The sequence below is a fragment of the Adlercreutzia sp. genome, from assembly GCF_056795635.1.
On record NZ_JBQIIT010000006.1, the window covers coordinates 177,282 to 188,058 of the forward strand.

Here is a 10,777-nt window from a genome sequence, read left to right on the forward strand (position 1 = left end):
CCTCCTGAGCGTCACTGAAATTGACGCCAGTATAGCAAAGGCGGGAGCCCTAGGCCACGGAGGCGAATTGGTTCACGACGAGCATGATGGCGGCCACAATGAGGAAGCCGGCGAACAGGAAGCGCAGCTGGCGCTCGGGCACGCGGGGCACGAGGCGGGCGCCGAGCATGGCGCCGGGCACCGAGCCGCAGGCCACGGCGATGCCGGCGACCCAGTTGATGTTCCCCAGCACGGCCTGGGTCACCACGCCGGGCACGGCCAGGATCATGACGGCGATGAGCGAGGTGCCCGAGGTGTAGCGCATGGACAGGTGGGCCAGGGAGATCATCATGGGCACCATGAGAAAGCCGCCGCCCACCCCCACGTAGCCCGAGGCCAGTCCTGCCACCAGGCCGATGCCGGCGAAGAGCAGCAGCTGGCGGCGGCCCACGTCGACGGGACCGTCGATGATGGCGGGAGACTGCGAACTGTCGGCAGTCTCGGGTGTCGCACCAGAGGCAGCGGCGTTCGGGGCGCCGTCAGCGGGGGCGTCGGCCGAATTCCCCTTCCCCGCGCCCCTCTTCTGGGGAGCTGCCCCCTTGGGCACGGCCAGGGCCTTGCGGAACATGGTGGTGGCCGAATAGGCGATGACGAGGGCCGCCGCGCCCATGATGGCCCAATCCGGCGACTGGGTGGCGAGCCACACGCCCAACGGCGAGGTGACCGCCCCACCAAGGCCGGCGGCGATGCCGAGCTTCGGCACGCAGGTGCGGTTGCGAATGCGGGAAACGGCTCCGGAGATGGACGTGGGAATGATCGTGAACAGCGAGGTGGCCGTGCACATGAGGGAGTCCATGAGGTAGCCGAGCTTGAAGATGGGCACGAGGAACATGCCGCCGCCCACCCCGAGCAGGCCTGACAGCACGCCCACGACGAAGCCCACCGCCAGGGAGGCGGCGGCCATGACTGCGACTGCCTCCACCGCCTAGTCCTCCATGTCGAGGCGAATCTGGGTGGTCATGCCCGCATCGATGGAGGGCCGGGGCACGACCGGAGCAGCGGAAACGCCGCCGGTCCCGGGCATGCCGGCCACCACTTCCGCCCCGGAAACGTCCGGAGCGGCCGCAGGGGTTCCGGGAGCCGGAGCCACGCCCGCAGGAGCCGCACCGGCCGGCGCGGGAGCGCCCATGGCGGCGCGGGCAGCGGCTCGCTCGGCGACATCGGCCGCGGCCGCTTCCACCCGCAGCATGCTGGAGCGCACCAACGCGCTGGACAGGATCTGATCGGATTCCATACGGCCCATGGCCTCGGGCCACACGTACTGGAACTCGAAGTACTTCGCGCAGTGGGCCTCGGCATAGGCCGAGGCGGCCCCGGTCGCGGCCTTGGCGGCCAGGCGGTAGGCCTTCTTGTCCGAGCAGGCGAAGCTGCGCAGCCAGGCCGTGAGCCGGATGCGATTGCGCAGGCCCGATTCCAAGAACGGCCCCGGATAGGGCTCCAGGGAAGCGGGCTTCACCTGCTGCAGGTCGATGAGGGCGCGGCTGTACTCCAGCTTGCGGTACTCGTAGAGCCAGCGGAAGATGTCCTGGCGGAAGCGGGTGCCCTCGCTGTTGGAGGCCGGGGGCAGATGGCGCAGCACCCACTGGTTGTCGAACCAGATATCGGAGCCGTACATGCGCAGGTTCAGCATGTAGTCCAAGTCCTCGCCGCGGGTGATCCAGGGGTCGAAGGCCAGACGGCGGAACGCTTCCTTATGGACGGCCAGACAGCCGCCGCACACGTGGTTGGAGCGGGACAGGCGCGGGCCCTTCATGGCCGCGGTGATCCACTGGTTGAAGTAGCGCCCCTGCTGCCAGAAGCGGTTGTACCACTTGTCCTCCCACTTCGAGAGGTAGGAGCCCTCGTCGTTGAGGTAGTAGCCGGTCTTCGCCACGATGGGCACGCCCTGGCGCGTGAGCTTCCCCAGGCCGTACATGGCCTTGGTGAGGAACTCGGGGTCGTCCACCACCTCGTCGTCGTCGAGGAAGACCGCGGCATCGAAGCCGAGCACGTTGGCCACGAGCAGGCCGAGGTTGCGGATGGCGCCGTAGCCGGACAGGCCGATCTCCTTGGAGAGGCGCTCGATGTTGAGCTGGGCCATGCGCTGCTCGATGAGGGCCATCTCCGCCGCCCCGATGACGAGCGTGGTGACACCGGGATGCTCGTTGCAGATGGCCTGGACCTTCTCGGCGGCCTGGGCCTCGATGGACACGTCGGCCGATACGAGGATGACGACGAGCCCCAGGCCCTCCACCTTCTCCAGGGACGCGAGGCAGCGGCCGAGCTCGCCGGGCTGGTTGGGCGCCGTGGGATGGTCGTAGGTGGCCACCACGTCGGTGCCGCCGCGATGACGGCGCGGGTAGATGAAGGTGGGGATGATGACGACGGGGTTCATAGGATTCCTCTCGCATATCTTCGGTTCGATTACATCGAACGTCACTATTGTAACCCCTTACGGCCCGGGAGCAAAAAACCGTCCGTCAACGCACATCTTACCGACGGCGACCGCCGCGGGAGGGGCCAGCCCCCTTCTTGCGGTAGCGCTTCGAGTAGGCCGCCTTGTCCTTGTTCAGGCGCCGGGCCTGCTCGCGGCGGTCGCGCACGTCGGCCGCCTCCCGGCACAGGGCCTGATAGGAATCGTAGCGGGCACCGGGCAGCGTGCCAGCGGCCACGGCCGCGCACACCGCGCACCCCGGCTCGCCCTGATGGGTGCAGTCGCGGAAGCGGCACTCCTCGGCCAGGGCCTCCACATCGGGGAAGGCCGCCTCAATGCCCGCCTCGGCATCCCACAGGCCCAGGCCGCGCACCCCGGGCATGTCCACGATGCGGCCGGCCCCGGGCACGGCCACGATCTCGCGGCTCACCGTGGTGTGGCGCCCCTTGCCGTCGCCCTCGCGCACGGCCCCCACTTCCAGCACCTCGGTGCCCACAAGCATGTTCACCAGGCTCGACTTCCCCACGCCGGACCGACCGATGAGCACTGTGGTGGTGCCCGGGGCCAGCAGGCGGCGCACGGCCTCCACCGAGGCGGGGTCGGCCTCGGATACCACGAGCACCTCGGTTTCGGGGCCGGCCAGAGCCTCCACGGCCTCGCGCACCGCCGCCGTGGCGACCTCATCGGTCAGGTCGCCCTTGGTGAGCGCCACGGTGACGGCGGCCCCGGTCTCGAAGGCCAGCACGAGCTCCCGCTCCAGACGGCGCAGGTTCACCTCGCCCACGGGCTGGGCCACGATGACCCGCTCGAAGTTGGCGGCCAGCACCTGGGGCAGGGCCCGCTCCGTAGGATCCTTCCGCACGAATTCCCGGATGCGGGGGGCGATGGCCTCGATGACCCCCTTGTCGTGGGCGGCGGGCACCGACACCGTGACCACGTCCCCGATGACGGCCCGCTGGTCGTGGCCCTTCACGAGGGCCGTGGCGTGCTCGCAGCGCAAACGCTCGCCGTCGGGGAAGCGCACGAGAGGGTAGCCGCGGTCGAGCTTCACCACCTCGCCGGTGCGCAGGGCCCCCTCGTCGGTCTCGCCTTCACGGCACGGCGCCTCGGCCATTAGCGCTGCCCCTCTCTCATCTGGTGGAATACGAGGATCATGATGGCGCCCAGCAGCACGAGGCCCAGCCCCGGCAGGAAGGCGCCGATGTCGAAGACCTGCTCGGTGACCGCGCCCTTCTCCACGACGCTCACGGTATCGGCGTGCAGGTCGGTCAGGCCCTGGTGCTCGGGGCAGGACAGGTAGAAGATGCCGCGGATCTGCAGCATGGTGCCCCGCCGCCCGTAGGCGCCGTAGGTGTCGATACCCTCGGTGGCGTCCTTCGAGATGAACACCGGCACCTCGGAGCGGCCCTTGTCGTTGCCCTGGAGCACGATCCAGCAGAAACCGGGGTTGAACTCGGCGTTGATGCGGTCGCCCACCACCTCGCCGGTCACCTGCACGATCTGGTTGTTCAGGTAGGAGTCGGCCTCCTGCAGGGCGCCGATGGAGGTGTCGTAGATGAAGGAGCTGTCGGGCTTCTGCTGGGGATTCAGCAGGTTGTTCTCGCTCACGCCCTCGCCGAACACCGGGTCCGGCACGGGGGGCAGCGTGGGCGCTTCCTCCCCTTCCGTCCCCGCCGCGCCCTCGGCACCCTCAGCCTCGCCGGCGTTATCGGCAGGAGCATTCCCGTCGCCTTCGAGGCTCGGGTTGCCCGCAGCGCCTTCCCCCGCGCCGGCGCCCTGGTTGCCGGAACCGTCGCCCGGGCCCGGGGCCGGCCCGTTCGGGACAGGTCCGCTGCCGTCGTCCTTGGCCGAGGGGTCCACCACGCCCGCTTCGTCGGTGGGCACATCCTGATTGGTGGTCACGTCCTCGGGCCGGTTGATGGGGTCGTCGGCCCAGGCCACGCCGACACTGCCCACGGCCAGGGCCAGGGCGAGGGCGGCCGCGAAGGCACGGGTCGGGCGCTGCGGTGTTCTCATGGGTTCAACCTCGGCTTCACCCGGGGCACGAGGGAGGCGCCCACTTCCACGATGAGCGCCAGCAGCGTGACGAACTCGAGGCGGCCGGCCCACATCTGCAGGATGTAGAACAGCTCCAACGTAGCCGGCATGCCCGGCTGGGCCAGAGACGTAGTGATGCCGCCGTTGGAGGTCATGGCCACCGACTCGAAGATGGCGGGAATGGCCTCGCCGCCGTGGGCGATGCCCACGAGCGCGCCGACGACATAGGTGATGACGTAGAGGATGAACACCGTCATGGCCTCTTTCACGATGTTCGGCGTGAGCGTGCGCCGTCCCAGATGGCTGTAGGACACCACTACGCGGGCCGAATCGGGGGCCAGGGCCTCCTTCACGTTCGCCACGATGGACTTGAAGATGATGCCCATGCGCGAGAACTTGATGCCGCCGGCGGTAGAGCCGGAGGAGCCGCCCACGGCCATGACGAAGGCCAGGGTGAGGAAGGCGCCGTTGGAGAACACCGTGGTGATCTGATTGGTGGTGACCACCTGGAAGCCCGTGGTGGTGAACACCGAGATGATCATGAACAGGCCGCGCCGCAGAAGCGTCAGCATGTCGTCGAACAGCGCCCACGACGACAAGGTGGCCGTGAACACGAAGGCCATGACGCCGATCCACAGCACCATGGTCTTGGTCTCCAGGTCCTTGAAGAAGGCCCCGGCGCGGCCCTTCCACACCTCGGCGTACAGCACGAAGCTGATGGAGCCCAGGATCATGAGCACCATGAGGATGCATTCCAGCGGGAAGGAGTGGTAGTACATGATGGACAGCTGCATGGGCGCGAAGCCCCCGGTCATGAAGCCGGAAATGGACACCCACAGCGCGTTGAGGAAGGCGCGCGCCGGCTCCATGCCAAGCCCTAAGCACAGCGCAGTGATGATGACGGTGGCCACGGTGACGATGAGCAGGGTGATGCGGGCGATGAACTGGGTGGTCTGCACCACGTTGGGCACTACATGCTCGCTGCGGCCCTCCGACGAGAACAGCGACGCGCCGCCGCCGCGCCCGAACAGCCCGAACGACAGGGCCACCACGATAAGGCCGAGGCCGCCCAGGGCGTGAATGGCGAAGCGGAACATGTTGTCGGCGTAGGAGAGGTGGTCCAGGTCCACGATGACCGAGGCGCCGGTCGTGGTCAGCCCCGACACGCCGTCGAACACGGCATCCAGGTAGGTGGCGTAATGCCCCGAGAAGTACAGCGGGATGGAGGCGAACAGGGCCAGCACCACCCAGGCGAAGCCCGTGACGGCCAGCGCCTGGCGCCGCGAGAGGCGCCCGGGCTCAATGCGCAGAAAGCGCAGGGAGCAGCCGCCCACCATGGCAATGCCGATGGCCACCAGGTAGCGTGAGGCCGGCTCCCATTCCTGGAAGATAAGGGCCGTGCCGAAGGGAGCCAGCATGAGCACGGCGAAGAACAGGATGAGCGTGCCGAGGTAATGGCCGATGACCCGCAGGTCATAGAGGGTGAATCGCTGCCACATGAAACTATCCCAGCACGATGCGGGTCAGGGCCATGAGCACCCACAGCCCGATGATGAAGCTGATGATGGACAGCAGTACGAGCGTGATGGCGGTGGCCGGCGTGGCCGGCTTGATGACCGGATGCTTGCGAGCCACGGCTACCACCCCGCTTTCCCTCGGTATGTCGGCGATTTGGTCATGGGGGTATTCTAGTACAATGGGGGCTGAGGGTCACCAACGGTAACCCTATCGCCATGGCAAACGGAGAGTTGCGCCTCGCCGCTTGCCGGAGCCGCAGGTATTCTGGTTCGCTCACCATCTGATAGAGGAAGGAAACGCCATGGACACGCGGGACTTCGAGCAGGAACTCCGAAGCATCATTGGGGCCGATCGCGTGCTGGCCGACGAACCCCTGGCGGCCCACACCACCTTCCGCATCGGCGGCCCGGCCCAGTGGCTCGTGCTCCCTTCCTCTGAGGACGAGGTGACCGCCGTGGTGTCGGCCTGTCAGGAAGCCGCCGTGCCCTGGCGCGTGCTGGGGCTCGGCTCCAACGTGCTGGCCCCCGACGAGGGCCTTGCCGGGGTCACGGTAAAGCTGACGGAGAACTTCTCGGCCGTGGACGTGCTGCCGGGCGGCCTTGTGCGGGCCCAGGCCGGGGCAACGAACGCCGCGGTGGCCGAGGCGGCCTGGACCGCGGGCCTGGCCGGCTACGAGTTCGCCAGCGGCATTCCGGGCACCGTGGGAGGGGCCGCCATCATGAACGCCGGCGCCTACGAGGGCCAGTTCTCCGATGTGGCCGTCAGCGTGCGCTGCCTGGTTCCCGATGGGACACACTGGCGCATCATGGATGTGCCAGCGCCGGAGGCGGCGTGGGGCTATCGTCACAGCCGCATGATGGAGGAGGGCTGGGTGGTACTCGGCGCCACCTTGCAACTGCGTGCCGACGACGGCGCCGCCATCCGGGAGCGCATGGACGACCTGCGCGAGCGCCGCGAGAGCCGCCAGCCCTTGGAGATGCCCTCGGCCGGCAGCACGTTCAAGCGGCCCGAGGGCTACTTCGCCGGCGCCCTCATCCAGGAGGCCGGCTGCCAGGGCCTCACCGTCGGAGGCGCCCAGGTGTCCGAGAAGCACGCCGGCTTCGTCGTGAACACCGGCAACGCCACCGCCGCCGACGTGCTGGCCCTCATCGCCGAGGTGCAGCGCCGTGTCCACGACGCCAGCGGCGTGCAGCTCGAACCCGAAGTAAGGCTGTGGTCCTAGGGGGGGCTACCCACGACAAATGAGCGGCGCCTGCGGAACTCGACCGCGCATTGAGAAAGGCTGCAAGACGGTGCAGCAACGATTGGCGGCGGGATTGTTCTGCGGTTTCCCCGCGACATAACTACGACTCTGGGAGCCTATGATAGGCGCCCAGAATCCCCTTGTCCGAGGAGCCGCCATGGAACAACGCAGCCTTCCCTTCTCAAATCGTTGGATGTTCAACCGCGTCATGCTGCAGGAGTCGATCTGCCGAAAAGTCATCAAAGCGGTCACCGGCATCGACGCGGGAGAAATCTCTTACCTCAATGCCGAGCAAGTGATCGAGCCCTCTCCCGAGAACCACGGCGTTCGCATGGATGTGTACGCCCAGGATGGCAGCCATATGTACGATATCGAGATGCAAACGGAACCGGAGTTCCTTCTCGGAAGGCGATTCCGCTACTATCAATCGGCCCTGGACACCCGGGGCCTCTCGCGCGGTGCCGACTACGACAAACTGCTGGAGAGCTTCATCATTTTCATCTGCAAGAAAGATCCCTTTCACGAGCAACTCCCCGTTTACACCATCGAGCGATTGTACCGCGAGGCCCCTGCCCTCTCCATTGGGAATGATGCCCATTGGATTGCCCTCAACGCAGAGGCCTGGGGCGGCCTGGCCGATGACGCCTTGCTCGATATGCTAAGATACATAGAAACCGAAGCGCCTTGCGGGCCGCTATCCCAGGAGATTCACGCAGCCGTGACCCGGGCGAACGAGGACTGGAAGTGGGTGGGCAAAGTGTGGTCAGTCAGCACAATCGAAGAGAATGATGCCCGTCGCCGTCGAATCGGCTTGCGCCTCGCCCGCAAAGAAGGTATCGAGGAAGGGGCTGCCCGATTTGCCGCCCTCACTGAGCAACTTCTTGCCGAAGGTCGCCTCGATGATCTCAAGCGAGCCACCCAGGACAAGGAATTTCGCGATGCCCTGCTCGCGGACTTCGAGGGGCCTTCCCGCGAGTAGTCGTTTCCCAAGTACTGCGGGCGCGCACTTGTCCTGGCATGAAGAAGGGGCCTGGTGGCCCCTTCTTGGTTGGTAGTGCTAGAGAGCGCTCATTCTATCCGCGGAAGTAGTCCACGCCGCCCTCGAAGAGGGGCTGGTAGGTGTTGCCGAAGGCGTTCTTGTAGAGGCCCGCACCGCTTCGCTCGGTGTGGCCCATCTTGCCGAGCACGCGGCCGTCGGGGCTCGTGATGCCCTCGATGGCGAGCACGGACCCGTTGGGGTTCGCTGCCAGGTCCATGGAGGGCACGCCGGCCCCGTCCACGTACTGGGTGGCAATCTGACCGTTCGCGATCATGGTGTCCAGCAGCGCGGGAGGTGCCACGAAACGGCCCTCGCCGTGGCTGATGGCCACGGTATGCACATCGCCCACATTCATACGGCTCATCCACGGCGACAGGGTGCTGGCCACGCGGGTGCGCACGAGCGTGCTCTGATGACGGCCAATGTGGTTAAAGGTGAGGGTAGCGCACTCCTCGTCCATGGGACGGATGTCGCCGAAGGGCACGAGCCCCAGCTTCACCAGAGCCTGGAAGCCGTTGCAGATGCCGAGCATGAGCCCGTCGCGGCGCTGCAGCAGGTCGCGCACGGCCTCGGTCACCTGGGGAGCGCGGAAGAAGGCGGTGATGAACTTCGCCGAGCCGTCGGGCTCGTCGCCGCCGGAGAAGCCGCCGGGAATCATGACGATCTGCGACTCGCCGATGAGCCGCGCCAGCTCGGCGGTGGACTCGGCCACGGCCTCGGGCGTCAGATTGTTCACCACGTACACCGTCGGGATAGCCCCGGCCCGCTCGAAGGCGGCCGCCGAATCGTACTCGCAGTTGTTGCCGGGGAACACCGGGATGACCACCCGCGGGCGGGCGATGGCCTCACCCGTGAACACCGCCGGGGCGCCCCCCTCGAAGCTGATCGCGGGCACGTCCTCGGCCGCCGCGCGGTCCTCGGCGCTGGTGCGGTAGGGGAACACGCCCTCGATGCCGCACTCCCAGGCCTCCTGCACCGCCGCCAGATCGGCCACGGCGCCCTCGCAGGCCAGCACGTACTCCTCGGTCACCGCGCCCAGAGCCACCACATCCACGTTGGCGGCCAGGCCCGCGTCCTCCAGGCGCGTCACCACCGACTGGGCCGTCTCGCCCGCGGCCAGCTCCACCACGAAGGTGCCGTAGGCCGGATCAAACAGCGAGCCTGAGGCCACGGCGTCGGTCAGGGCCACGCCCAAACCGTTGCCCACGGCCATCTTCACGAGGGTCTCGGCCAGGCCGGCCGCGCCGCTGCTCGCGCAGGCCCGCACCACGCCGGCGCCGATGAGATGCTCCATGGCGTCGAAGGTGGCGCACAGGCTGGAGGCCAGGGTATCCTGACAGGAGACCCACACCAAGTTGTCGCCGGCGGCCTTCAGCTCCGGCGAGGTCACGCGGTCAATGTTGCCGATGGCCGTGGCGAAGGACACGAGCGTCGGCGGCACGTCCAGGTCCTCGAAGGAGCCGGACATGGAGTCCTTGCCGCCGATGGCGCCCACGCCGAAATCGACCTGGGCCATGAGCGCGCCGAGCACGGCCGCCATGGGCTTGCCCCAGCGCTCCGGATCCTGACGCAGCTTCTCGAAGTACTCCTGGAAGGTGAGGTACATATTCTTGCGCTCGAAGCCCGTGGCCACCAGCTTCGCCACGGAATCGAGCACGGCCATGTAGGCGCCCGCATAGGGGTCCCAGTCCGACAGGTACGGGTTGAAGCCCCAGGACAGGCCCGACACCGTGGTGGTCGCGCCGCCGAGCACCGGCAACTTCGCCACCATGGCCAGAGCCGGGGTCAGCTGGCGGGAGCCGCCGAAGGGCATGAGCACCGTGGCGGCGCCAATGGTGGAGTCGAAGCGCTCCACGAGGCCCTTGTTGCAGGCGTGGTTGATGTCGCCCATGAGCGCTGCCAGGCCCGCTTCCAGGGAATCGGCCGCAGCGGCAGCCTCCACCACCGGGTCCGTCAGGCTGGCCGCCGCTTCGAAGGCGCGGTCGCAGGGAGTGGCCGCACGACTCTCGTCGGCCGGAGCGGGCACGGCCACGGCCGCGTGCTTCGGCGCGCCGTTGCTGGCCAAGAAGTCGCGGCTCACGTCCACGATGGTGGTGCCGCGCCAGTGCATGCGCACCCGCGGCTCCTCCGTCACCACGGCCACCGGGGTGGCCTCCAGGTTCTCCTCGTGAGCGAGCGCGATGAACGCCTCCACGTCCTCGGGGGCCAGGGCCACGGCCATGCGCTCCTGGGACTCGGAGATGGCCAGCTCGGTGCCGTCAAGGCCGTCGTACTTCTTGGGCACGGCGTCCAGGTTGATGTCCAGGCCGTCGGCCAATTCGCCGATGGCCACCGACACGCCGCCTGCACCGAAGTCGTTGCAGCGCTTGATCATGCGGCAGGCGTCGCCGCGGCGGAACAGGCGCTGGATCTTGCGCTCCACCGGCGCGTTGCCCTTCTGCACCTCGGCCCCGCAGCTTTCCAGCGATTCCACGGAATGGGCCTTGGA

9 protein-coding genes are annotated in these 10,777 nt (G+C 67.8%); 2 read left to right on the top strand and 7 right to left on the bottom strand.

The genetic code is table 11. The annotated features are described in order from the left end of the window. Window positions 1–49 precede the first annotated feature (49 nt). The 6 genes from ACTOXK_RS05865 to ACTOXK_RS05890 all read right to left on the bottom strand — a co-directional run bounded on the left by ACTOXK_RS05865 (window position 50) and on the right by ACTOXK_RS05890 (window position 6,133). Entirely contained in the window at window positions 50–961 is a 912-nt protein-coding gene (locus ACTOXK_RS05865) for a sulfite exporter TauE/SafE family protein (protein ID WP_482276915.1), read from the bottom strand. A gap of 3 nt (window positions 962–964) precedes the next feature. After that, window positions 965–2,413 (bottom strand): glycosyltransferase family 2 protein, encoded by a 1,449-nt coding sequence (locus tag ACTOXK_RS05870; protein ID WP_482276914.1) that lies wholly within the window; start codon window positions 2,411–2,413, stop codon window positions 965–967. 97 nt (window positions 2,414–2,510) lie between these two features. Then, entirely contained in the window at window positions 2,511–3,566 is a 1,056-nt protein-coding gene (rsgA, locus tag ACTOXK_RS05875) for a ribosome small subunit-dependent GTPase A (protein WP_482276913.1), read from the bottom strand. After that, window positions 3,566–4,468: a hypothetical protein gene (locus tag ACTOXK_RS05880; RefSeq protein ID WP_482276912.1), complete on the bottom strand. Its 903-nt coding sequence runs from the start codon at window positions 4,466–4,468 to the stop codon at window positions 3,566–3,568. Before ACTOXK_RS05880 ends, rsgA begins: the two co-directional genes overlap by 1 nt. After that, window positions 4,465–5,988: a TrkH family potassium uptake protein gene (locus ACTOXK_RS05885; RefSeq protein ID WP_482276911.1), complete on the bottom strand. Its 1,524-nt coding sequence runs from the start codon at window positions 5,986–5,988 to the stop codon at window positions 4,465–4,467. The genes ACTOXK_RS05880 and ACTOXK_RS05885 overlap by 4 nt, the downstream gene beginning before the upstream one ends. 4 nt (window positions 5,989–5,992) lie before the next feature. Beyond that, window positions 5,993–6,133 (bottom strand): hypothetical protein, encoded by a 141-nt coding sequence (locus ACTOXK_RS05890; protein ID WP_482279287.1) that lies wholly within the window; start codon window positions 6,131–6,133, stop codon window positions 5,993–5,995. Window positions 6,134–6,308: 175 nt separating this feature from the next. On the opposite strand from ACTOXK_RS05890, the gene murB reads away from it, so the two are divergent. After that, window positions 6,309–7,229: a UDP-N-acetylmuramate dehydrogenase gene (murB, locus tag ACTOXK_RS05895; protein ID WP_482276909.1), complete on the top strand. Its 921-nt coding sequence runs from the start codon at window positions 6,309–6,311 to the stop codon at window positions 7,227–7,229. Between the two features lie 178 nt (window positions 7,230–7,407). Beyond that, a complete protein-coding gene (locus ACTOXK_RS05900) occupies window positions 7,408–8,229 on the top strand; it encodes an Rpn family recombination-promoting nuclease/putative transposase (protein ID WP_482276907.1) in 822 nt (273 codons plus the stop codon). A gap of 94 nt (window positions 8,230–8,323) precedes the next feature. On the opposite strand, the gene ACTOXK_RS05905 is transcribed toward ACTOXK_RS05900, so the two are convergent. After that, window positions 8,324–10,777: phosphoribosylformylglycinamidine synthase (locus ACTOXK_RS05905; protein ID WP_482279870.1), on the bottom strand; the 2,454-nt coding region annotated here is incomplete at its 5' end.